Origin of the sequence: Pedobacter chinensis (genome assembly GCF_003339865.1) — a bacterium.
GTDB classification, from domain to species: Bacteria; Bacteroidota; Bacteroidia; order Sphingobacteriales; family Sphingobacteriaceae; genus Pedobacter; species Pedobacter chinensis.
In genome coordinates, this window is sequence record NZ_QPKV01000016.1 from 1 (window position 1) to 25,543 (window position 25,543).

The window sequence follows — 25,543 nt, forward strand, 5'->3', positions numbered from 1 at the left end:
AATTGGGCTACAACTGCTCAGAAACTTGCCATTTGGTTTCCTGATAGAATGATATTAGATTTGAATTGATTTTTTTGAGAAGCATTATTTTAGATTGACACAGTTTATTTTACAAAGCCCTGTGGTATAGTTAACACGCATTTTTATCTCGCCAACCTTACTACTCCAATATAGGTAGTCGGGATAAGCTACGCCACGTGTAAAGATATTGACTTGTGTTGCTGGTACGATTACTTCTGTACTTAGAGGTAAACGAGTACCTACATTGAGTTCTGTTGAAAGAAAATCGTCTTTTACTTTGTTCCAATAAATTATTCCTCCAATTTTAGGATTTATATAACTATACCTAAGAGTATGATTCGCAGCAGCATCCTTCTGGTAAAAATCCTTGTAATTGGCTTTAACAAACCATGTAATAGAATTGCTATTCATGATCGATTTATAGTGGCTATACATCAGATTAACATCAGTTATCTTCAGTGTATAATTTCTTGCTTTAAGCCGTACCAAATCATCATCTCCAGTAGTTTGGCAAGCTCCTAAAGCGATTTGATGGCTAACTTTGCCTAACCTTTTATTAATAATAACATTTGCTTTATATGTTTCCAGTTGAAAAGTGCCAAAGGTTTCATCCTCAATTGATCTTTCTTTTACTAACTGATTAGCTTCTTTCGATATCAGATAAGCAAGTCGGCTACTGAAATCCCAATTAATAAATTTTCCTGTGTAGTTTAATTTTAAACCCGTATATGTATTTCTTCTGATGAAATTGGTTGTGTTAATTTCTAAAAATCCATAGCCATAATTCAAGTATGAAATTCGGTCGGGATAAAGCTGTGAGCCTGCAAAATCTCTGTTTTTATAGCCTATTTCAACTTTTTCATCACCATAGCCTGCAATGACTCCTAGGCCTAGCGTATTTTGATTAAATTTATACGAAACTTCAGGGCTGAAAGTAATTTTGTAAGTTGTTACCAAAGATCTGGGATCGACAGATCGGGCAGTAGAATTGTAAAGATAATCGATTCCCGTTCCGATGAATAATTTGTTTTTTAAAATATTGTAAGAAATCAGGCCGCCGCCCAGGTATTTTTGACGTTCAAAGGTGCCTGCTTTACCGGCGACAAAATAATAAGGTGTATAGGAATCTTCTACTCCTTTCAGGCTAAAAGCTAAACTATCTTGCCAGGTTCTGGCGAAAGAGAAGTAACCATAAAGTTTAAAACGATCAATTGTACTGATACCTTCGCTTGCAAAATATGCTTGTGTAGTTTTTTCAGCTTGTTGTGCCTGCCTGAAATGACCTTTTTGGTAATTGTAATTTAAGTTCAGATAAGCAACTTTATTAATATCAGTGCTAGTCAATTGTGTAATTCCCCATTTTAAAGATTTAAAGTTAACTTCAGCTTGCTTAAACAAATAAATACTATCAGTGGTTGTTTGCTCTTGTGCGCGAACAACTACTGATAGAAATATGATAAAATTGATCGTTATTAAAAACCTCACAATAATTATTTAAAAACTGTTTTTGTAGGATCAGCGATTGTTAGATAATCGAAATCTGCTGTTGAGTTATTAGTGTCTTTTAGGATTCTTCTACCGCCCGCAGTGGTTGAAGTTCTGCGAATAACTGACTGGGATGAGTAAGAACCGCCAGGGGTAAAAATAAATCCAGCGTCCAATGCATCAGGGATTCTTTTTGCAGCACGACTAGAAGCTGTTGTATGAGCGATATCAACAGCATCAATTACCAAGCTGTTTGGTAGTTGCTTATAAAATATTGTTGCACTGGTAATGGCTTTGGTTTCGGGAGAAGGAAATGCAGCAAGCTTTGAAGGATCGTCCATTTTGAAAATTGCAATTGCTTCGTAACCATTGCTATTCAGGATCATATCTCTATCGTCAGTCATTAATACTTTTACATTTGGAACATTTGGATTGTCACTGTCAGATGCTAATGGATTAATTCCAGGGATATCCCCATAATATGTTTCAAAGTCCGCCTTACTTAAGTCAATTGTTAAATCAGGGTTTTTTACTGTAATGGTTTTTCCGTCAGATCCTGTATAAGCACCTTTGTGATTTTGTGCGTTTTGAGCAATTATCAAACTAGTACCAGGTTGAACTGGGTATTGTTTGCCAGTGCCTGGAATCATAAAAAAGCTTTTTATATAGATGAAATCTTCATTTGGTTTGCTTGAAGTCATGCCAATTGAGCTTGCCCAGTTGAGTTGACCATTTGACTGATACGCTGATTGGGTTATATCGACACCAGAAACCTTTGTGTTTTTTCCATAAATAAGTGCTATATATAAGCTGTCGGCGTATAAAACTTCATTTGAATTATTAAAAACTTCAATAAACTGATCACGAAATACAGCACCATTGGAAGCGCTTGAGCCACCATAATAAATTTGCTTAATTACCCAATTTCCTAAAGTTCCAGACTTTAATGTTATGGCTAAATTACCACTAGCGGCAGTTACATTAGTTTCCAAACTACCATTAAAAACAATATCTTGTGCAATATAAGTTCCGGTAATATTTGTATAATCTGCTGCTTTGATTGTTAAGCTCGCTATGGCGCTATAATTTCCTGGAACTATACTTGCAAAAACAACTTTACCATCTTTGTCAGCTTTAGCTTTGTTCACAGTCCCATCCATTTTATTTGTTAGAGTAATTTCTGCATTTGTCAAAGCTAAGCCTAAATCTTTGGTAGCAGCATCAAAGCTTAATTGAAAATTTGCTTGAACGGGCTGTACCTCATCCAGTACATTTTTTTTACATGCTGCAAAGCAAATAACTAAGCAGGCTAAAAAAGGAAGTAGTGATTTTTTCATCATGATTAAAATTTAATAGATAATTCTGCCCCAACACTTGTCGGATAGGAATAAATTGTTACATTACCTGTGTCAGGATTATAGTATCTATATCTGACATTTAAAAAATTGTATGCGTTAACTGATAATCTTAAATTCTGCTTTATTTCTTTTGAGATACGGATTGACATGTTTACATAAGAGAAGGGTAATTTAGTTTTACTGTTTGCAGCACTGGTCAAACTTAAATAACCGTATTCTGGATTATTCCGATCAAAGGATGGTATTTCATGCCTAACCATATCGATATCGTAATAGGCAATGGGAAGATAACTGTCGGATAAAGTTTTGCTAATCGTTTGCCAAGAGATATCCGCAAGTAGATTAATCACGAACCCTAGTTTTGGGATGTGGGTAGTGGAACTGAATTTACTCATTAATGTCCAATCATAATATTCGTTGGCAGGATAAATACCAAACCATGCCACTTTGCCCAAATCAATGTTGTTTTGACTGGTAGGTACAACTCTTTGAGTAGAATTGTGATATATGCTATAATTAAATGAGGTGTTAATATTAAAGATAGTTTGAATTGCTTCTATTTTCTTTAAGGCTAATCCCCATTCTAATCCATAATTTTTCGAATTAAGATCATTGCCAACGGTATTTATTCCAACATATCTTCTGCTGTAAGTTCCATTGGGTTTAACAATTGGTCGACTACCTTGAACATATGTATAATCATATTGAGGTAAAACATAGGTCTTGTATACAGTATTATTGCTGAAACCATTTGTATTACTTTTGAAATAGCCAAATAATGAGGTATTAAAAAGTGGTTTTTTCATTCTAAATCCAAATTCAAACTGGTTGGATTGACTTGATTTTAAGTTTGTGTTATCAGGAATAATCCGATCGGTATATACTAATAATATACTTTCATCCACATAGCCTGTGTATTTATTGAGTAAAATAAGGTCTATGTAAGTTGGAGCAGGATAGCGATGAGCAAGTGTAGGTCCTTTTGTTGAAATGCCGTAAGCAGTATTAAATTCGATATCGTTGCTCAATTTATAATTGGCACTTAATCTAGGTTGAATATTGCCTTGCTCATTTTGTATGTCATATCTAAGACCCAGATTGAAACTCAGATCCCTTTTAAAAAACCTAACTTTAAAATTATCTTGAACATATACACCATAATTGACGATATTCGGAAGACTTTCAAAGTCGTAAGGTCTATCGTTTTGATACGCTGTATTTGCCCATCTTGGTTTAGTTGGGTCTACAATTACACCCATTCCAGCATTTCGTGAATAATAGGCATTTCCACCAATGCTGATCTGATGCAGTAGACCACCCGTATAAATTTCATTTGCTAAACTAATGTTGCCATTAAAGTTTAGTGGTTTTCCTGAAATGTGTTCTACAGCTAAGTAATTCCCTGGAATGTAGTACCCTTCGTAAATTACTCCAGATGTATCTTTATCTGTTATACCTTTGGTTGCTCCGTTAAGATATCTTTGATTGTAGGTTTCTTGATATCCAGAACTGTAACCTAAACTGGCATTCAGAGATTTAATAATATTATGGTTGATGTTTAATGATGTTCGGTTACTAACACTTAGATTTCTGCCCTTAGAATAAGTCATTAGTTCCGTTCCATCATCTGGATCTTGTTTCACATTATCAATTTTATAACTGTAATCAATAGATAATGTGTTTTTTAAGCCCTTTAAGAAATAACTTGTCCACATAATGTTTCCACTTACTCGATCGTAAACTTTCGTTTTGTCGCTAGGATTTTCATTAGATTTAAGATAATTCGTGCCAACATTGATCGCTCCCCATTTATTATCAAGTTTATAGCCTTTAGAGATTGAAAAATTAGTTGAACCCCCATTAATACGTGTACTGAATTGATAAGGCAGTTTTCCTGCTTGTCTGTTAATGATCACTGCGCCATCCGTTAAATCACCATATTTTGCAGGAGCAACACCTTGAATAACTTCTATACTTTCAATATTGTCTACAGGAATATCTCTTATATCTAAACCGCTAAATGGCACATCAAAAGTTCCATAGGTTGCACTTCCTATATTTGAACCAACACCCCATTTGCTTACATTTCTATTTTGCATATTGGCATTGTTGGACTGCTGTATGTCATCAATGATAATGGCTATCCCTAAAGAGTTATTTAACGACTGTAAACCTTTAGCCTCGCTTCGCAATGTAATGGTTTGCGGGTTCTGTAAATCAGGCGCAACTAGTTTTTTACCCGGTAAATTGTTTAAAACATCGGTTAAACTAAAAGCCTGTGTTTGCTCAAGTGCTTGCCTATCAAAAACAATGGATGAATTGGAGTTTTGGGTTTTTCTGACTTGATTTACCTCAACATCTTTTAGGGTTAAGCTTAAATCAACCATTTTAAATATTAATTGAGAAGATAGATTTCCTAATGGAATTTTAGCTTCAATTGCCTTTTTGCCTACATAACTAATTTTAAATTCAAAATCAGTAATATGAGTTTTTGATGGGATAGAAAAACTAAACATACCAAGTGTATCAGTATAGGTGTACCGCTCAATATTTGTAAGATTAACAATAGCAAAGGGTATTGGCTGATTTTTCTCATCTACAACCCTTCCTCTTAAATTAATGTTTTGCGCCATCCCAGTGAAACAAATCAAAGTCAATAATATTAAAATATAAAGTTTCTTCAATTTAGACTAATTCTAATTTATTTTGCAAAGGTGTAAAATTTACACTTATTAAGCAAATTATTTAGAAAGATTCTAATTAGTTATACAGGATTTAACAATTAATATCTCAATTATTTTCTGTCAGTGTAACCTCATCATTAAAAAAGAAAACACTTTTGTTTAGGTTGTAATCATATAAAAGGATAACTTTGCGGCTTCAATCCCACACAATGAGTGATCAGATAAAACACGAATGCGGAATCGCTTTTATTCGCCTGTTAAAACCACTTTCTTACTACCAGCAAAAGTACGGTACAGCACTTTACGGCCTTAACAAATTATACCTTTTAATGGAAAAGCAACATAACCGGGGCCAGGATGGCGCGGGCATTGCAACCATTAAACTGGATATGAAACCGGGTAGCAGATACATTAGCCGATATCGAAGCATGGCATCCAACGCGGTGGCAGATATCTTTGAATACGTGCAGAACAAGTTTGTAGATATACAAGAAAATACGCCTGAATTAATGCAGGATACAGAATGGCTCAAAAACAATGTTAGCTTTATCGGCGAGGTGTTATTGGGCCATTTGCGCTATGGTACACATGGCAAAAACAGCATTGAAAACTGCCATCCTTTTTTAAGGCAAAATAACTGGATGACCCGTAACCTGGTTATTGCCGGTAACTTCAACATGACCAATGTTGATGAATTATTAGAGCAATTGTACGAGTTGGGTCAGCATCCGAAAGAAAAAGCAGATACAGTTACTGTATTGGAAAAAATCGGCCACTTTTTAGATGATGAAAACCAGGAGCTTTTTGATGAGTACAAAAAAGAAGGACATGACAATATAGCCATCACGCACAAAATTTCTGAAAACCTGGATATCGCCAATATCCTTCGCCGCTCGGCCAAAACCTGGGATGGGGGTTATTCGATTTGTGGTATGGTTGGTAATGGCGATTCATTCGTCATGCGTGATCCGGCTGGTATTCGCCCGGCATATTACTACTACGATGATGAAATTGTAGTGGCTGCTTCTGAAAGACCGGCATTGCAAACCGCTTTCAACATCCAGTTTAAAGATGTTAAAGAAATCGACCCGGGGCATGCTTTAATTATCAAGAAAAACGGCGAAGTGAGCATGGAGCAATTCCGTGAGCCTACTGAAAGATTATCCTGTTCATTTGAGCGGATTTATTTCTCAAAAGGCAGTGATGTGGAAATTTACCGCGAGCGTAAACAGCTGGGTCGTTTGTTGAGTGATAAAATTCTTCAGGCGGTTAATTATGATTTGAAAAACACGGTTTTCTCATTTATTCCGAATACAGCAGAAGTGGCCTTTTTTGGAATGGTGGATGGTGTTCAGCAGTATGTTCGGAAGCATCAAAAAGATACACTTTTACACAAAAAAGAGCAGCTAACTGATGAGCAACTGGATGATTTATTATCCATGGCGCCCCGAGTGGAAAAACTTGCCGTAAAGGATGTGAAATTGAGGACATTTATTACGCAGGATGCAGATCGCAGCGAAATGGTTGCTCACGTTTATGATACTACTTATGGAATCATTAACAACCATACGGATACTTTGGTTGCACTTGATGATTCGATTGTTCGCGGTACAACATTAAAGCAGAGTATCATTAAAATCGTAGATCGTTTACACCCTAAGAAAATCATCATTGTTTCTTCTGCACCTCAAATTCGTTATCCGGATTGCTATGGTATTGATATGAGTAGAATGGGACAGTTTGTTGCTTTCGATGCCGCCATTCAATTGCTCACTGAACGTGGGATGTGGCAGGTTATAGAAGATGTTTATACAAAATGTAAAGCATCACTGCTATTACCTAAAGAAGAAATCATAAATCACGTTAAAGATATTTATAAGCCATTTACTCCTGAAGAAATTTCGGCTAAAATTGCTCAGATCATTACACCAAAAGGAACGGTTGCCGAGGTTGAGGTTATCTATCAGAGTTTAGAAAACCTGCACGAAGCTTGTCCGAAGAACAAGGGAGATTGGTATTTCTCTGGTAATTATCCAACTCCTGGTGGTAACAAAGTGGTCAATAAGGCATTTGTTAACTGGAAAGAAGGAAATAATCAAAGGGCTTATTAAGCACGAAACAGATCAAAAATAGCTCACATTTAATGTGGGCTATTTTTTTGTTTTAAAAATGAGCCGGTTACTGGCTTTGTTTTTTAAGAGGTGCGGTGCTGAGTTAAAGTTTGTGTTTCATCGCTTTGAGGTTCTTCGCGATGCTCAGAATGACAGGTATATTCGGGTTTTGTCATTGCACTCAGAATGACAAAAGGTGTTGCACCTGCTTTATTACTGGCTTTGTTTTTTTAAGGGTGTGGTGCTGTATCAAAGTTTGTGTTTCATCGCTTTGAGGTTATTCATTAATAACGTTGTTTTCAATTGTACTCATGCTTGCTTCGCAGGTCTTCGCGATGCTCAGAATGACAGGTATATTCGGGTTTTGTCATTGCACTCAGAATGAAAGGTGTTGCACCTGGTTTATTACTGGCTTTGTTTTTTTAAGGGTGTGGTGCTGTATTAAAGTTTGTGTTTCATCGCTTTGAGATTCTTCGCGATGCTCAGAATGACAGGTATATTCGGGTTTTGTCATTGCACTCAGAATGACAAAAGGTGTTGCACCTGGTTTATTACTGGCTTTGTTTTTTAAGAGGTGCGGTGCTGTATCAAAGTTTGTGTTTCATCGCCTGGAGATTCTTCATTAATAACGTTGTTTTCAATTGTACTCATGCTTGCTTCGCAGGTCTTCGCGATGCTCAGAATGACAGGTATATTCGGATTTTGTCATTGCACTCAGAATGACAAAAGGTGTTGCACCTTGGTTTATTACTGGCTTTGTTTTTTTAAGGGTGTGGTGCTGTATTAAAGTTTGTGTTTCATCGCCTGGAGATTCTTCACTGCGTTCAGAATGACAGTGGTTAAATGGGTTTTGTCATTCTGAGTGCAACGAAGAATCTGTGGCCTACAGGTGTTGCACCTGGTTTATTACTGGCTTTGTTTTTTTAAGGGTGTGGTGCTGTATTAAAGTTTGTGTTTCATCGCTTTGAGGTTATTCATTAATAACGTTGTTTTCAATTGTACTCATGCTTGCTTCGCAGGTCTTCGCGATGCTCAGAATGACAGGTATATTCGGGTTTTGTCATTGCACTCAGAATGACAAAAGGTGTTGCACCTGGTTTATTACTGGCTTTGTTTTTTTAAGGGTGTGGTGCTGTGTTAAAGTTTGTGTTTCATCGCCTGGAGATTCTTCACTGCGTTCAGAATGACAGTGGTTAAATGGGTTTTGTCATTCTGAGTGCAACGAAGACCGCGAAGCAGCTACGAAGTAAATCTATAGCCTATAAGCATTATACCTGGTTTACTGCTGACTTTGTTTTTTAAGGGGTGCGGTGCTGAGTTAAAGTTTGTGTTTCATCGCTTTGAGGTTCTTCGCGATGCTCAGAATGACAGGTATATTCGGGTTTTGTCATTCTGAACGCAGTGAAGACCGCGAAGCAGCTACGAAGTAAATCTGCAACCTACAAGCATTACACCTGGTTTATTACTGGCTTGTTTTTTAAGAGGTGTGGTGCTGTATTAAAGTTTGTGTTTCATCGCTTGGAGATTCTTCGCGATGCTCAGAATGACAGTGGGTGAACGGGTTTTGTGCAAAGGAATAATAGACCAGGATTTGCAACATCGTAAAGGCAAAGCTAGATGACACTTTTATTCAAAATAAAAGTACCTAGGCATAAAACTGAATGTAGGTTTTATAGATCAGCCAAAAAGCAAAAAATATAATAATTACTCCGGCAATTTTGTTCAGGGTTTTTAAAGCATCTTCTTTTATTTTATACCGGAGTTTGCTGGAGTAAAAGCTTTTTGCACCGTCTATACTCAATTGGGTTGCCATCGCAATGAAGAAACAAACCAGTTTTTCATTAAGCATATTATTCAGCTTTACTGAAATAATCCCGCTTACAATAATCCAAAACATCAAAGTGGAAGGAGTTAGGATACACATCAAAAATCCTTTTAGAACAAAACTCCGCTTGCTTACCTTCGGAAGGGTTGTCGAATCGTAGTTAACTGTAATTTTTGAAATGAGGTAATATATTCCCACTGCAAGTAAGAAAATACCGCCAATGCTTCCAACATATTTATCAAAGCTTGCTTTGTATTCGAAAAACTGGCTGCCGAAAAGCACTAAGGCAATCAGAAAAATATCACTAATTATAACACCAATAGCCAAAGAAAATCCGGCTTTGAAGCCTCTCTCTATACTGGTTTTAATCATTGCAAAAAATACCGGACCTGTTAAAAACGACGAAATAATCCCTGCCCCAATACCTAATAATATGGCTTCAAACATGTATTGTATTGTTTATAATATGCGAATATGCAATTTTATACCTAAACATAGGGCATTTATTTTTGTTGCATTAGTTGCATAAAAGTTACTGTTAATTAATTTTTTTTTATTTATGTTTAGCCCCACTAAAACTAAATTATATTAAATATAAAATGACAAAGGAAACGACAAAAAATTATGGTACAGCGCTATACACGATTATAACTGTATTCTTTTTTTGGGGGTTTGTTGCCGCATCAAACGGTATTTTCATTCCCTTTTGTAAAACTCATTTCAAATTAACCCAATTTGAATCACAACTGATCGATTTTACCTTTTATGGCGGTTACTTTATTGGGTCACTGATTTTGTATTTTGCATCTCAAGCAAGTAAAGTCGATATCTTAAACAAAATAGGATACAAAAAAGGGATTATCGCTGGTTTGATAATTTCAGCAGGTGGTGCATTACTAATGATTCCAGCGGTTCATTCTGGGTCATTCTTATTTATTTTATTTGCATTTTTTGTCATTGCATTAGGATTCTCTCTACAGCAAACAGCTGCAAATCCATTTGTTGTTGCTTTGGGCAAGCCCGAAAGTGGTGCGCACCGATTAAACTTGGCAGGCGGTATTAATAACTTTGGTGGTTTAATGGGACCTGTAATCGTTAGTGTTGTTCTTTTCGGAACAGCTAATGACGCTGTTGCTAAAGTGGTAGAAATTTCATCAATTAATAATTTATACTATATCCTTGCAGGTTTGTTCTTGGCGGTGGCGGTGTTCTTTGGCATTTCAAAACTACCTGATGTAACGAGTAACGAAAAAATAGAAGCTAGTAGTAAACCAACAGGATCTTTAGTGGTAATGATTTTAGGTTTTTTAATGGTCGCAGCTGCTGGTCCGTTAGCTAACATGACAGGTATAAGCGCATCAATTTTCGTTTATTCATCTTTCGCAATTATTCTTGCAGCTTTATTGTTTGGCTATTTTGTAAAGAAAGAAAACTTAGCAAGTTGGGGTGCCATGCAATATCCACAATTGGTTTTGGGGATGCTTGCCATTTTCATGTACGTTGGTACTGAGGTAACTATTCAAAGTAATTTGGGTGCATTATTAAAATTACCTGCTTTTGGCGGTTTAGATGACGCAGATATTAAACCATATATTTCTTTATACTGGGGAAGTATGATGATTGGTCGTTGGGCCGGTGCAGTAAGTGCATTCAATTTGACCAAGATGACTAAAAATATTTTAACAGTTATTGTGCCTTTTATTGCTTTTGGCATTATCCTAGTTGTAAATCATGCAACCGGTACTGATGTTGGAAATCTTTACATTTATTCTATATGTATTGCTGTAATGATTTTAGCTGTGTTTTTTGGTCAGGAAAAGCCAGCAAAAACGCTCGCTATTTTTGGAACATTAGGTGCGATAGCAATGATAATCGGATTATTAACTACCGGTCATGTTGCTATTTTTGCTTTTGTAAGCGGCGGTTTATGCTGTTCAATTATGTGGCCATCAATATTCTCTTTAGCTATTACTGGCTTAGGAAAATATACTTCACAAGGGTCATCATTCCTAATTATGATGATTCTAGGTGGATCGATTATTCCTCCAATTCAAGGCGAACTAGCTGATAGTGCTGGTATTCATAATTCTTACATCATTCCTGTTTTAGGCTTTGCCTACTTAATTTTCTTCGCTTGGAAAGTAAGCGGAGAACTTAAAAAACAAGGTATAGATGTCGAAAATATTACTGCTGAAGGTGGACATTAATTTTTAATAAAGTATTTTTACGGCCACAAAGATTAATTTCTTTGTGGCTTTTTTGATTTTTAACCATGACTGACAAACCAAGTTTCAATACCATATTCATGAACCTCGCTACTGATTTAGCTGCCCGTTCGCATTGCGTGCGTGCTCATGTTGGTGCAGTTTTAACAAAAGATACCCGGATTATTTCCATCGGTTATAACGGACCACCCGCCGGAACGCACAATTGCGATGAAGAATGGCCGGAGCATGGTTGTGCAAGAGATAGCAAAGGCAGTTGTTCTTTAGCCTTGCATGCGGAAGAGAATGCCATTCTTTATGCCTCTAAAAACGGATCAAAAATAGAAGGATGCACGCTTTATACTACTTTATCGCCATGCATTGCTTGTGCCAGGTTAATTTTATCGTCAGGAATTAAATTGGTTTATTACTCAAAATCTTATGCGGCATATAAGGGCTTGCCAAGTGATGAAGGTGTGGATTTTTTAAGAAAATTTGGAGTAGAGGTGGAGTTGATTGAATAGCAGGTTAACTGGTTAATTGTTTGAACTGGTTAGTTGGTTAGTTGTTTGAATTGGTTAATTGTTTGAAGTGGTTAATCGTTTGAACTGGTTAATTGTTTAATTGGTTAGTTGGTTGATGTGGTTAGTTGGTTAGTTGTTTGAATTGGTTAGTTGTTTGAACTGGTTAATTGTTTAATCGTTTGGTTGCTTGAATTGGTACATGAACACATAAGAGATAAAATCATTAAACTTAAGCTGTTCTTGACAACTTGACAAGTTTTGTTTGTATTTGATTTATGAAAAAGATGTCGGTTGGTGAATTTAAAACTCATTTTTCAGAGGTAATAGAGCAAGTGAAAGAAGGGAGAGAAATAGCTGTAACTTATGGTAAAAAGAAAGAAGTTATAGGATATTTTGTTCCTAAATTAGATAAAAAAGAAGGTAAACGTAAATTAGGAATATTGGATGGCAAGGCCGAAATCATCTTTAGGGATGATTTCAAAATGACGGAAGAGGAGTTTTTGGGATTATGAGCTATTTGCTGGATACGCACACCTTTATTTGGTCGTTAATGTACTCATCAAAACTATCCGTCAAATCACAAGAAATCATTGAAGATAAAAGCAATATAATATTTGTAAGTGCGATAAGTTTTTGGAAAATATCATTAAAGCATTCACTAGGTAAATTAGAGGCATTAAGGATCAGTCCGGAGGCCTTGCCTGATTTAGCAATCCAAACAGGTTTTAAGCTTTTACCTCTTTTGCCGGCTGAGGCAGCTAATTACCATCAATTAGATACTTGCTGGCATAAAGATCCTTTTGGCAGAATGCTGATCTGGCAGGCTATTCAACAAAATGCCTCTTTAATATCAAAGGATGAAAACATATCAAAATATCAAGCCAGCGGATTAAAAATCATTTGGTAAAAAATAGCAAAATCTAAGTTATGGGCACCAAAATCTCATATCTAATTGCTAACTTTGCGGATGCAAGAAAAAATCATTATCGTCGATTTTGGTTCGCAGTTTACACAACTCATAGCCCGTCGAGTTCGCGAACTAAATATTTACTGTGAAATATACCCATTCAACAACCTTCCCGAAATTACTGAAGATGTAAAAGGTGTTATCTTTTCAGGTAGCCCATATTCTGTTCGTCAGGATGATGCTCCTCAAATTGACTTAACAAAATACCATACAAAATATCCTTTATTGGCTGTTTGTTACGGCGCTCAATATATTGCTCAACATTCAGGTGGCGATGTTCAGCCTTCCTCTACACGCGAATATGGCCGTGCCAACTTAAGTTTTGTAGATCAGGAAAATAAATTATTCAAGGGAATCAATATCGATTCTCAGGTTTGGATGAGCCATGGCGATACCATTACCGGCATTCCGGATAATTTCGAATTGATTGCCAGTACGGATAGTGTAAAGGTTGCAGCCTACCATATTAAAGATTCTGATACTTATGCCATTCAGTTCCATCCGGAGGTTACACATAGTATAGATGGTAAGATTTTGCTTGAAAACTTCCTGGTTGATATTTGCGGATGTAAACAAGACTGGACTTCAGCATCTTTCATTGAAACCACAGTTGCAGACCTGAAAGAAAAACTGGGTAATGATAAAGTGGTGTTAGGCTTATCTGGTGGTGTGGATAGCAGTGTTGCTGCGGTATTGCTTCACAAGGCCATCGGAACAAATTTACATTGCATTTTTGTTGATAATGGTTTGTTGCGTAAAGATGAATATGAACAAGTGCTTGAGCAATACAAACACATGGGCTTAAACATTAAAGGAATTGACGCTAAAGATCGCTTTTTAAGTCAGCTTGCGGGATTAAAAGATCCGGAGCTAAAACGAAAAGCCATCGGCCGTGTTTTCATTGAAGTGTTTGATGATGCTGCACATGAAGTTACCGGTGTAAACTGGCTCGGGCAGGGAACCATTTATCCTGATGTGATTGAATCCATTTCAGTAAACGGACCATCTGCAACCATAAAATCGCACCATAATGTTGGTGGTTTACCTGATTTCATGAAGTTGAAAGTGGTAGAACCATTGAACACTTTGTTTAAAGATGAAGTTCGCAGGGTAGGGAAGGCTTTAGGAATTGATGATTCTATTTTAGGTCGGCACCCTTTCCCAGGGCCGGGTTTAGCCATTCGTATTCTGGGCGATGTAACTGCAGAAAAAGTAGAAATTCTGCAACATGCTGATTCCATTTATATTAACGAATTAAAAGCCGCTGGTTTATACGACAAAGTTTGGCAGGCCGGGGCAATCTTTTTGCCTGTTCAGTCTGTTGGCGTAATGGGTGATGAGCGTACTTATGAAAATGTGATTTGCTTACGTGCAGTTGAATCAGTAGATGGTATGACAGCAGATTGGTGCCATTTACCGTACGAAGTTTTGGCAAAAATCTCAAATGAGATCATCAATAAAGTGAAAGGCATCAATAGAGTGGTTTACGATATCAGCTCGAAACCACCGGCAACCATTGAGTGGGAATAATTTAACTGTGCGTTTTCAGTTTGGGGTTTTCAGCTCCAAACTACATAAAATAAGAATTATGCTGGCAAGGTAGAACTTTTGCCGGCATATTTTGTTAAAAATGATAGGTATGAATTTTAAAAGGATTTACTGGATATTGGTTTTGTTTACATTAGTTTTAGGTGCTTGTTCGCCTAAAATAAGAACGCCGAAAACTGAAACAGCCAAACCTGAAGAAAAAGAAAAACCTGTTGAAAAAAAGGCAACAAAAAAGTTTAATCAGGCGGGAATTTCATTACTCATACCATTCAAGCTTAATGAACTTAACCTAAAAACGGCCACTAAATCTGATATTGAAAAATATGCAATGCCTATTGATTTTTATCAGGGCTTTAAATTGGGATTGGATTCAGCTGCAACATCAGGACAAAACTTTAAACTAAGTGTTTTTGATACTCAGGATGATCATGCTCATATCTCATTGCTTTATAAAAATGACCGGTTTAGGCAAAGTGATCTGATTGTTGGTCCTGTGTTTCCTGATGGACAGAAATTTATTTCTAACTATGCTAAAGAAAACAATCTAACAATCGTTTCGCCTTTGGCTGCTTCGAGTCCGGCTGAATTTAATAATCCGAATCTTATCTCGATTGTCAACAACATTGATCTTCATGGAGAAAAGATTGCTGCATATATTGCTAAAAACTACAATACTGCAAGTACAATTGTGGTATTAATCAATCCTAAAAAAACAGAAGACGAACAGTTTGCATCGCCCATAAGATCATATTTGCAACGCAATACCGGTTTCATTGTTCAGGAATATGCTTCTGCTTATACATTTGAAACGAAAATGATTAAAGGAAAGCAATATGCTGTTGTGATAACCTCTTCAGACCGGGCATTTGTTTTGCCCACCATTGAAAAGCTTTTCAAGTTAAAAAACCTTCCATCCGGTGGGTATAACATCAACCTTTTCGGACATCCGAACTGGGTAAAACAAAATTATCCTACAGAGAAAGTACAGGCACTAAATACCATTATCAGTTCCTCTTATAAAATAGATTACAAAAGTGCTGATGTAATTACTTTCATTAAGAAATACCGATATAAATACGGTTTTGAACCAGGAGAGTATGCTTATAAAGGTTTCGATGTTGGTTTCTACTTCGGCAGGTTATTATCTCTTTATGGTGAAGATTACAGAGATTACATTACAAAGGATAAGTATAAAGGGCTCCACAATAATTTTTCATTTATTCATGATGAAAAATTAGGTTATATTAACACCAGTTTGATGCTGTTGAAATATAAAAACTTCGCATTGAACATTGTCGAATAATTTAAAAATATTTTCTTTTTTCTATGCGAGCTGATCATCAGTTAAGGGCCTTTGAACAGATTCTAATCAGTTATGATGGCAATTTGCCTTTGCATCGTTTCCTGCCAGGCTATTTTAAACAGCACAAACAAATGGGTTCTTCTGATAGGAGATGGGCTACCAGACATGTTTACAGCTTCTTCAGATTGGGTAAAGCGCTTCCAAATTTAAGCAATGAGGAAAGACTATGCGTGGCTGATTTTCTTTGTCACGACACTTTAAGCGCCGTAGTAGAAAAGAACTTTCCGGATTTAAAGGAAAAGACCGAAAGCCCCTTAGCTGAAAAACTAAGCCTGATTAAAGGTAAATACCCGGATTTTATTCTGGATGACGTTTATCCTTTTCATGCAAATCTATCAGAAGGTTTAGACCGGGAAGCGTTTTTTACTTCTTTTTTTAAACAGCCGGATTTATTTATCAGAGTAGCAGCTGAGGAGGCAAAAAACATAGCAACGAAACTTAAAAATGAAGGGATAGGAGTAAATCAGGTTTCGGAAGTGGCTTTGGCTTTACCTAATGGAACAAAACTGGAAACGATCTTGAACGAAGGATCTTACCAGGTTCAGGATCTCTCTTCACAATACACCGGTAATTATTTTAAACCGAATAAATGGGATAAGTGGTGGGATTGCTGTGCAGCTTCTGGAGGTAAAACACTTTTGCTTCATAGTATGGAGCCGGTTATTGAGCTGCTGGTTACCGATTTAAGAGAATCTGTGCTGATGAATTTAGATGAACGCTTTCGTTTGGCTGGCATTAAGAAATATCATAAAAAGGAACTCGATCTGCTAAAAAACAATGATCAGATTCTCCATCACTATCAATTTGACGGAATAATATTGGATGCGCCTTGTACGGGCTCAGGCACCTGGGGCAGAACACCCGAAATGCTTAGTTTTTTTGAGGAGCGTAAGATTAATCAGTTCGCTACCATACAGAAAGCAATAGTGCCCAACGTGATTAAATATTTAAAGCCAGGGAAACCTCTGATTTATATTACCTGTTCAGCTTTTGCAGCTGAAAATGAAGCGGTAATCGAGCATTTGTTAGATACACTACCGTTAACATTGGAAAAAATGGAATTGATTAAAGGATACCAGAACAATGCCGATACGATGTTTGTGGCAAGATTGATCAAAGACAAGCTATGATGTGATGATATGATTTTAAGATCAGGTTGCTTATAAAAATGATATTCAGAAGGTTATTTCACAGTTGACGGCTCATCAACCTTTTTCGATTGATAATAAACTGTTTGGTGCGCCACTGATAGGAACAGGAAGGCTAAAGACGAGCCATGATTTGTAAGATGATATGATTTTAAGATCAGGTTGCTTGCAAAAAATGATATAGGAGAATGCTATTCGCTGGTTGGCGGCTCATCAACCTTTTTCGATTGATAAACTGTTTGGTGCGCTACTGATAGGGACAGGAAGGCTAAAGACTAGCCATGATTTGTAGGATGATATGATTTTAAGATCAGGTTGCTTATAAATGATATTGGGAAGTTTAATTCTATTGCAAGGTTGGCTTATCAACTTTTTTCAATTGACAAGAAATACTGATATTTTAGGCAAAATCTATACGTGTTCAAACCAGGATTTGAAATTCTTTTTAAGGTATTTAACTGCCTCTATTAAAACAGCAATTGCCCCGATAATTAAAGTATATTCTTCAAAGCTGTTCATAGTATAGCTTTCTGTTTAGATCAATATACGAAATTTTTGTTACAGATTAAAAATTCAAGGTTGGTGGCTTACCAAGCTTTTTCAATTGTAATCTGTTCGGTATGCCACCGTCCAGGGATTATAACCCGGTATTATTTCTGAATAATTTAATGGCGATAGCTAATAAAATTACACCAAATGCTTTACGCAGAATGTTTAAGCCTGACTTGCCGAAAAGTTTTTCCAGCCTATTGGTATTCTTCAAAACGAAATAAACAAAAAGAATATTGAGGAGAATTCCTATTAAAATGTTTTGGGTATGGTATTCTGTTTTTAAGGAAAGCAATGTGGTCATCGTTCCGGCGCCTGCTATTAAAGGAAATGCCAATGGTACAATTGAAACCGTTTCAGGCGCTTCTTCTTTAAAAATAGTAAGGCCCAAAACCATTTCCATTGCAATGAAGAAAATCACAAAAGAGCCTGCAATGGCAAAAGATTCTACATCCAGGCCAATTACTTTAAGTAATGATTCTCCTAAGAAAAGAAACAGGATCATTAAACCTGCAGCAACCAATGATGCCTTTTCAGATTCGATATGTCCGGCTTTTCTACGAAGTTCAATCACAACCGGAATTGCGCCCAAAATATCTATTATAGCGAAGAGTACCATTGTGGTTGATAGAATCTCCGTAAAGTCAAACTTCATAAAATCGAATTTCATAGGGAACAATTTTAATCAAAGGTAAGGCAATTTGTATTAAATACTCATTATCAAACCATTTATTAGAAATGGAATTGCGTTCTTAATGTTAATACATTGTCTTTTCTGTCATCTGTGTAACCTGGTATTTGGGTTGATTCATTTTTGATAATATCATAATAAAGTACAGCTTTAAAATGAGGGTTGAAATGGTGTAAAAATCCAAATCCAAAAGTATCAAACCGAACGTCGGCTGCTGTTAGTCCTTTATTTACTGAAATATCCATTCCATTCACTTTTGCATTCGGATCATACCAGTCATATTTCAAGATCAGCTGATTATCTGTACTGTTTAGTGTTTGCACTAAGGTAAAATACGCGCCGTTAAAATTTCGGGTATAATATGGAAGTGCTACAGATTTACTATCAACAGGGTAGGAGCCTGGAGTTGTTGAGGTGGTGGCGGTTGCAGATTGTAAACCAGAAATGACTTCAGCCCTGAATTCCGACTTCCAGCTTTTTGTTAACGTGGCCAGTTGTATATCTGCTCCGTAATATCTGCGTGGGGCTACTTTGTTAATGGTTGTGCTGGAAGAATCTTTTACCATGGCCCATGATCCACCTGTGTTTTCCATTTTGTAACTCAGAGGCAAGCGATGGTTTAGTCCGCCCTGCAAGGTGCTTATTCCTCCGGCGATTGATAAGCCCATTTTTTTTAGTTCATATGCTTTATGACTCAGCCGGGCAATAAAGTCTTTACTATTATCAAATTCTCCGGGACCAGCCAAACCTTGTCCGTTGTAGATTCCCAAATCGAGCACAATATTTTTTAATGCAGCATCCTGCCATCGGGGATTTAAAGTAAATGTTGCACCTAAATCACGTTCAGTTTTCATTAAAATTTGCGACATCCGTCCACGTTCCGGAGCTTCCCTAACCGATGATGACAGTTGTAACTCATTTCCGAACGGGCGACCGGAAAGACCTAATGTAACGTAAAGAATTTTCCATTTATTCTCATAGTACCGACCCCAGAAATCTCTGATGGCTACGCCTTGTTCTGTTCCATCAAATTGTAATACAAAGTAAGTGGATGGATTTCCTTTCTCATCCAGCATCATATAGTCTGCTCTTAATCGCCCCCTTCTTAACCTGAACCGATTATTGGTATATTCTCCAAAATTTCCTCCCTGATATTCAGCCAGTGTTCCGTTTGATTGCGCAACTTGAAATTGTGGCTGTAAATATCCGCTAAAAGATAATGAGCCATATTTTTTAGAGATGATTAATAAATGGTTAACCGTTGTTGAGTCCATCACATCATTAATTGTTCTTTGGGCAAAGGCCTCAGAAGAAATGATCAATAAGATGGAAAGCACCACAATATATTTATTCTTGATCGATGATAGACAATGGTTCATTGTAAGGAATTTTTGCAAAGGTAGATCAATTAAATCTTTTGCAAAATTATTGGCATAAAAAAGCCCCGAATTACCGGGGCTTTAAATATTAATTACAATTCTGGTTTAGGAGGATCGACTGGTTGAACAACTTTTCCCTTGTTTCTCAGTACTGAATTCCCTTTGCCATAGAAGAAATAGATTGCTATACCTAAAGCCATCCAGATCGCTAATCTGATCCATGCTTCCAGTGGTAGTGATGACATTAAATACACACAAACAACTACACCCATAATTGGCACGAATGGAACCAATGGTGTTTTGAAAGGGCGAGGTCTGTCAGGATCAGTTTTGCGCAATAACATTACACCGATACAAACTAATGAGAAAGCGAACAGGGTTCCTATAGATACCATATGACCTAAATCTGTAACCGGAACAAATCCTGCGAATATGCTCACAAATACCATAAAGAATATATTGGTTTTAAATGGTGTTCTGAATTTAGAGTGGATACTGCTGAAGAATTTAGGCAACAATCCATCTTTTGACATGGTATAAAATACCCTTGACTGACCCATCAGCATTACCAATATAACAGAGGTATAACCCGCTAAAATGGCAATAATCAGCCCCATTTGTAACCAACTGTATCCAGTAACTTTAAATGCTGTCGCAGCAGGAGAAGCATCACCTTTAAATATGCTGAAAGGCACTAAACCAGTCATTACATGGGCAAACAACACGTAAAGTATTGTACATACCACCAATGAACCTAAAATACCGATTGGCATCCCTTTTTGTGGGTTTTTAGCTTCCTGAGCTGCTGTAGAAACGGCATCAAAGCCAATAAACGCGAAGAATACCAAAGCCGCACCGGCAGCAATTCCTGAAATACCAAACTCTCCCTTTACGCCAGTATTTTCCGGGATATAAGGAGTATGGTTAGCTGGATTGATGAATTTCCAGCCAAGTGCAATAAACAGGATAACAACAGCCACCTTTACTACCACCAGGATATTGTTAAGGCTTGCGGATTCTTTTGTACCCCGTATTAACATTAATGAAAGTAAGGAAACGATTACCACAGCAGGAAGATTGATCCCTCCGCCATCAGCTTCTGCAAATGATTTTGTTAAATAGAGCGGCATTTCAACACCAAACTCATGTAATAGTTTATTAAAATATCCCGACCAGGAAACACCAACCGTAGCGGCGCCCAATGCATATTCCAATACTAAGTCCCAGCCGATAACCCAAGCCATAAACTCGCCCATAGTGGCATAAGAATAAGTGTACGCACTACCTGCAACCGGAATCATTGATGCAAATTCAGCATAACACAATCCTGCAAAAGCACAACCTACTGCTGCCAGTACAAATGATAAAGTTACAGCAGGGCCAGCATGATCAGCTGCAGCAATACCGGTTAAAGAGAATAAACCTGCCCCAATAATAGCTCCAATACCCAGAGCAACAAGGCTGGTACTGCTCAGCGTACGCTTGAGCGTTCCCTCGCCACTTTCAGCAGATTCTGCTATAAGCACATCAATAGGCTTTTTAAGATTCATAATTTGTTTAGTCTTTTTATGTTTGTTGATTTTATGATAATAAGCGGTAAACCTAAATAAAAATTACGAAAAAGAAAAAGGGATTTTGCTAAAATCCCCCTTTCAGTATTATTATCTCTATGATTTTACAACTAATTTGTTAAAGTGTCTGTCGTATTGGTTAAAGTATCGGTAATTGTGTTGCCTAAAGCATCTGTTTTTTGCTCAATCCGGATTTCTTTACGAACTTCCTGACGATGATCGTTAGTTACAGCCTTAACTGCGATGTAAGGTGCAATAACCAGTGAAACAATCGACATTAATTTGATCAAAATGTTCATTGAAGGACCAGATGTGTCTTTAAATGGATCTCCAACTGTATCTCCGGTAACTGAAGCCTTATGCGGTTCTGATTTTTTATAAAACATTTCCCCGTTGATCATCACGCCTTGTTCAAATGATTTTTTAGCATTATCCCATGCACCCCCGGCATTGCTCTGGAAAATTCCCATCAATACACCTGTTACCGTAACACCAGCCAGTAAACCGCCTAAAACCTCAGGGCCAAAAGTAAAGCCAATGATAATTGGTGTGATTAAGGCGATGGCGCCTGGCAACATCATTTCGCGGATAGAAGCCTTGGTAGAAATGGCCACACACTTTTCATATTCTGGTTTAGCCTTATATTCCATGATACCGGGAATTTCTCTAAACTGACGACGAACCTCCTGAACCATGTCCATGGCTGCTTTACCAACAGCCTGGATGCATAACGCAGAAAAAATAAACGGAATCATTCCGCCAACAAATAATCCGGCCAAAACCGGAGCTTTATAAATATCAATGGCAGTAATTCCTGCAATACCCACAAATGCAGCAAATAAAGCCAGCGAGGTTAATGCTGCCGATGCAATGGCAAAACCTTTACCGGTAGCGGCCGTGGTATTTCCTACGGCATCTAAATTATCTGTTCTTTCACGAACCTCAGGTGGTAACTGACTCATTTCTGCAATGCCTCCGGCATTATCGGCGATTGGTCCGAAAGCATCAATTGCCAATTGCATGGCAGTGGTAGCCATCATACCAGCAGCAGCAATTGCCACTCCATAAAGTCCGGCGAAGTGATATGAGGCCATAATTCCGCCCGCCAAAACTAAAATTGGAATAACAGTCGATTTCATCCCGACAGATAAACCGGCAATGATATTGGTGGCGTGACCAGTTGAAGATTGTTGTATGATAGAGTTTACAGGGCCTTTTCCCATTGCTGTGAAATACTCTGTTACAATACTCATGATCGTGCCCACAACTAAGCCAACTATAATTGCATAAAACACGTTAATGCTCGAAAACTCATAACCGCGTAGGTTTAAAGTTTCGGGCAACATCCATTTCACAATAAAAAAAGAAGCAACCGCAGTAATCACGATTGAAGACCAGTTGCCTAAATTTAAAGCGTTCTGTACATTTGATTTTTCATCTTTAATGGTTACAAACCACGTTCCGATAATGGAAAAGATAATGCCCAAACCACAAATAACCATTGGCAACAGGATAGGAGACATGCCTCCAAATTTATCTATTACTGTAATTTCTTGCCCTAAAACCATGGTGGCCAATATTGTTGCTACGTACGATCCGAATAAATCGGCACCCATACCCGCAACATCTCCCACGTTATCACCCACATTATCTGCAATTGTAGCAGGGTTTCTAACATCATCTTCCGGAATCCCGGCTTCAACCTTGCCCACTAAATCTGCACCTACGTCGGCTGCTTTTGTATAAATACCACCACCAACACGGGCAAATAAAGCAATTGATTCAGCTCCGAGAGAAAAACCTGTTAAAACTTCAATTGCTGTTCTCATTTCCACGCTATTCGCATTGGTTACATGAAATAGTTGAAGGAAAACGATGAACAATCCGCCTAAACCCAATACCGCAAGTCCGGCAACACCCAGCCCCATTACAGTGCCACCGGTAAAAGATACTTTTAATGCCTGTTTTAAACTGGTTCTTGCTGCCTGAGTGGTTCTCACATTGGCTTTCGTGGCAGATTTCATTCCAATATATCCGGCAGTTGCCGAAAATACAGCTCCAATAATAAAGGAAATGGAAATAATCCAGCTGGAATGCATCGGAACACCATTTATTTCTGTTATTGTTCCGGAGTAGGCCAGTAAGGCTGCAGTAAAAATTGCAAAAATACTTAAGACTCTCCATTCCGCCTTTAAAAAGGCCATTGCTCCATCAGCAATATAGCCGGCAAGTTCCTGCATGTTTTTGTCGCCGGCATCTTGCTTATTTACCCAGGCGCTTTTAATCAGCATGACAATTATTCCAACAAGGCCCAAAGCCGGAATACTGTAAATTAAATTGTTTTGTAAAAAATCCATAGTTAAATATTTGGTTAGTTCATTATATCAGGTTCTTAATACACGCTCATTTTTAAAGAACATTGATATTGCAGTTTGAGTTATTAGTTTAGCAATATAATAATTTTATTTTCTTAAGCTTAAATATTTAGGAAACGGAAGAATATTTTTTATTCGATTAAAATAATACACCAGAACAGGTTTGTTTTTCTTTTTTTTAAATAAATTAGCCACAAACTAAACTTAATTATGGAGAAAGAACCTCAGGACCAAACGTTCAAAAGAGCGCTTGGCCTTTTTGATGGTACCATGCTTGTTGTCGGTTCGATGATTGGCTCAGGTATTTTTATTGTAAGTGCTGATATAACCAGGCAGGTAGGCTCTGCAGGCTGGTTAATCCTGATCTGGGCATTAACAGCAGTAGTAACCATTATTGCTGCGATAAGCTATGGCGAGCTAAGTGCCATGTTCCCAAAAGCGGGCGGCCAATATGTATATTTAAAGGAAGCTTATAACAAGTTAATTGCGTTTTTATACGGCTGGAGTTTCTTTGCTGTGATTCAAACCGGAACAATTGCCGCGGTAGGTGTTGCCTTCTCCAAATTTGCCGCTTATTTATATGCGCCCTTAAGTGATAAGAACATATTGTATGATGGAGGTAGCTTTAAACTGAATGCTGCCCAGCTGGTATCCATCGCCACTATAATATTGTTAACATATATTAATAGTAAAGGTGTAAAAGACAGTAAAATTTTGCAAACCATTTTAACCATCATCAAAATTCTGTCTCTTTTCGGATTAATCATTTTTGGTTTTTCACTGGCTGCAAATGCTGAGATATGGAATGCAAACTGGGCTGATGCCTGGTCAACGCGTAGTTTTGATCCTAAAGCAGGTGTTTGGGCTGATGTAGCCGGGAAAGCACTCCTTTCTGGTATAGCTGCTGCGATGGTAGGTTCTTTATTTAGCAGTGATGCCTGGAATGGGGTGACCTTTATTGCCGGCGAAATTAAAAATCCCGAACGCAATGTTGGTTTAAGTTTGTTTTTAGGCACTTTCATTGTTAGTGTAATTTATATCCTGGCCAACCTGATGTATCTGGCGGTTTTGCCATTGCAGGAAATTGCTACAGCTGCCGATGACCGGGTAGCGGTAGCCGCAGCCCAACCGATTTTTGGAAGCATTGGTACTTATATCATTGCCATCATGATTATGATCTCCACTTTCGCCTGTAATAACGGATTGATTATGGCAGGGGCAAGGGTTTATTATACCATGGCAAAGGATGGTTTATTCTTTAAAAAAGCTGCGGTTTTAAATAAAGCCAGTGTGCCGAGCTGGGCACTCTGGGCACAATGTGTTTGGGCATCAGCATTATGTTTAACAGGTAAATATGGCGATTTATTGGATTTTGTGATCATCATTGTAATGATTTTCTATATCCTTACCATATATGGTATATTTATTTTACGCAGAAAAATGCCAAATGCTGATCGTCCGTATAAAGCGTTTGGTTACCCGATTCTACCCGCATTTTATATTCTTGTTGCCATTGCAATTTGTATAGGGTTATTGGTTTTTAAAACCAGTACCTGCGGTTGGGGTGTTGCGATTATGCTGATTGGGATTCCTATTTATTATATAAGTAAGCCTAAAGAGGATCAGGATTCGTAAGATTTAAGGGTTTTAAGATTAGGTTGTTTACCAGAAATGCATTGGTAGTGCTATTCCCAGATTGGTGTATTACCTGCCTGTTTTAGATTGGTAATCTGTTTGGTA

General features: G+C 37.5%; 17 protein-coding genes. 9 read left to right on the plus strand and 8 right to left on the minus strand.

All coding sequences use genetic code 11. The features are described from left to right. Positions 1-84 precede the first annotated feature (84 nt). The 3 genes from DU508_RS22780 to DU508_RS22790 are packed head-to-tail and all read right to left on the minus strand — an operon-like array spanning position 85 to position 5,497. Entirely contained in the window at positions 85-1,506 is a 1,422-nt protein-coding gene (locus DU508_RS22780) for a DUF6850 family outer membrane beta-barrel protein (RefSeq protein ID WP_115404978.1), read from the minus strand. Between the two features lie 5 nt (positions 1,507-1,511). Continuing rightward, a complete protein-coding gene (locus tag DU508_RS22785) occupies positions 1,512-2,846 on the minus strand; it encodes a DUF4876 domain-containing protein (RefSeq protein WP_115404979.1) in 1,335 nt (444 codons plus the stop codon). Positions 2,847-2,848: 2 nt separating this feature from the next. Beyond that, the gene (locus DU508_RS22790) at positions 2,849-5,497 is read right to left on the minus strand and encodes a TonB-dependent receptor (protein WP_115404980.1); all 2,649 of its coding nucleotides are present in this window, start codon (positions 5,495-5,497) and stop codon (positions 2,849-2,851) included. Positions 5,498-5,757: 260 nt separating this feature from the next. On the opposite strand from DU508_RS22790, the gene DU508_RS22795 reads away from it, so the two are divergent. Beyond that, positions 5,758-7,659 (plus strand): amidophosphoribosyltransferase, encoded by a 1,902-nt coding sequence (locus DU508_RS22795; protein ID WP_115404981.1) that lies wholly within the window; start codon positions 5,758-5,760, stop codon positions 7,657-7,659. 1,645 nt (positions 7,660-9,304) lie between these two features. Here the strand turns inward: DU508_RS22795 and DU508_RS22800 are convergent. Further along, positions 9,305-9,931 (minus strand): LysE family translocator, encoded by a 627-nt coding sequence (locus tag DU508_RS22800; protein ID WP_115404982.1) that lies wholly within the window; start codon positions 9,929-9,931, stop codon positions 9,305-9,307. Positions 9,932-10,083: 152 nt separating this feature from the next. Between DU508_RS22800 and DU508_RS22805 the strand changes: the two genes are divergently transcribed. The 7 genes from DU508_RS22805 to DU508_RS22835 all read left to right on the plus strand — a co-directional run bounded on the left by DU508_RS22805 (position 10,084) and on the right by DU508_RS22835 (position 17,220). Continuing rightward, a complete protein-coding gene (locus DU508_RS22805; protein ID WP_115404983.1) occupies positions 10,084-11,691 on the plus strand; it encodes an MFS transporter in 1,608 nt (535 codons plus the stop codon). 65 nt (positions 11,692-11,756) lie between these two features. Continuing rightward, positions 11,757-12,212 (plus strand): deoxycytidylate deaminase, encoded by a 456-nt coding sequence (locus DU508_RS22810; protein WP_115404984.1) that lies wholly within the window; start codon positions 11,757-11,759, stop codon positions 12,210-12,212. Between the two features lie 275 nt (positions 12,213-12,487). Further along, entirely contained in the window at positions 12,488-12,724 is a 237-nt protein-coding gene (locus DU508_RS22815) for a type II toxin-antitoxin system Phd/YefM family antitoxin (RefSeq protein ID WP_115404985.1), read from the plus strand. Beyond that, positions 12,721-13,119: a type II toxin-antitoxin system VapC family toxin gene (locus DU508_RS22820; protein ID WP_115404986.1), complete on the plus strand. Its 399-nt coding sequence runs from the start codon at positions 12,721-12,723 to the stop codon at positions 13,117-13,119. Before DU508_RS22815 ends, DU508_RS22820 begins: the two co-directional genes overlap by 4 nt. A 60-nt stretch (positions 13,120-13,179) precedes the next feature. Beyond that, positions 13,180-14,709 (plus strand): glutamine-hydrolyzing GMP synthase, encoded by a 1,530-nt coding sequence (gene guaA, locus DU508_RS22825; protein WP_115404987.1) that lies wholly within the window; start codon positions 13,180-13,182, stop codon positions 14,707-14,709. 109 nt (positions 14,710-14,818) lie between these two features. Then, a complete protein-coding gene (locus tag DU508_RS22830) occupies positions 14,819-16,030 on the plus strand; it encodes a type 1 periplasmic-binding domain-containing protein (RefSeq protein WP_115405027.1) in 1,212 nt (403 codons plus the stop codon). Between the two features lie 23 nt (positions 16,031-16,053). Continuing rightward, positions 16,054-17,220, plus strand: a complete 1,167-nt coding sequence (locus DU508_RS22835) for an RsmB/NOP family class I SAM-dependent RNA methyltransferase (RefSeq protein WP_115404988.1) — start codon at positions 16,054-16,056, stop codon at positions 17,218-17,220. A 655-nt stretch (positions 17,221-17,875) separates the two neighbouring features. Here the strand turns inward: DU508_RS22835 and DU508_RS22840 are convergent. The 4 genes from DU508_RS22840 to DU508_RS22855 all read right to left on the minus strand — a co-directional run bounded on the left by DU508_RS22840 (position 17,876) and on the right by DU508_RS22855 (position 23,785). Beyond that, positions 17,876-18,442, minus strand: coding sequence for a MarC family protein (locus tag DU508_RS22840; protein ID WP_115405028.1), 567 nt, complete (start codon positions 18,440-18,442; stop codon positions 17,876-17,878). A 77-nt stretch (positions 18,443-18,519) separates the two neighbouring features. Further along, complete coding sequence (locus tag DU508_RS22845) at positions 18,520-19,857, minus strand: porin (RefSeq protein WP_115404989.1); 1,338 nt, start codon at positions 19,855-19,857, stop codon at positions 18,520-18,522. A gap of 92 nt (positions 19,858-19,949) precedes the next feature. Continuing rightward, positions 19,950-21,407 (minus strand): amino acid permease, encoded by a 1,458-nt coding sequence (locus tag DU508_RS22850; protein ID WP_115404990.1) that lies wholly within the window; start codon positions 21,405-21,407, stop codon positions 19,950-19,952. Positions 21,408-21,538: 131 nt separating this feature from the next. Next, positions 21,539-23,785, minus strand: a complete 2,247-nt coding sequence (locus DU508_RS22855) for a sodium-translocating pyrophosphatase (protein ID WP_115404991.1) — start codon at positions 23,783-23,785, stop codon at positions 21,539-21,541. 228 nt (positions 23,786-24,013) lie between these two features. Here DU508_RS22855 and DU508_RS22860 point away from each other — a divergent pair, with 228 nt between their 5' ends. Then, on the plus strand, positions 24,014-25,438 hold the full coding sequence (locus DU508_RS22860) for an APC family permease (RefSeq protein ID WP_115404992.1): 1,425 nt from the start codon (positions 24,014-24,016) through the stop codon (positions 25,436-25,438). Positions 25,439-25,543: the final 105 nt, after the last annotated feature.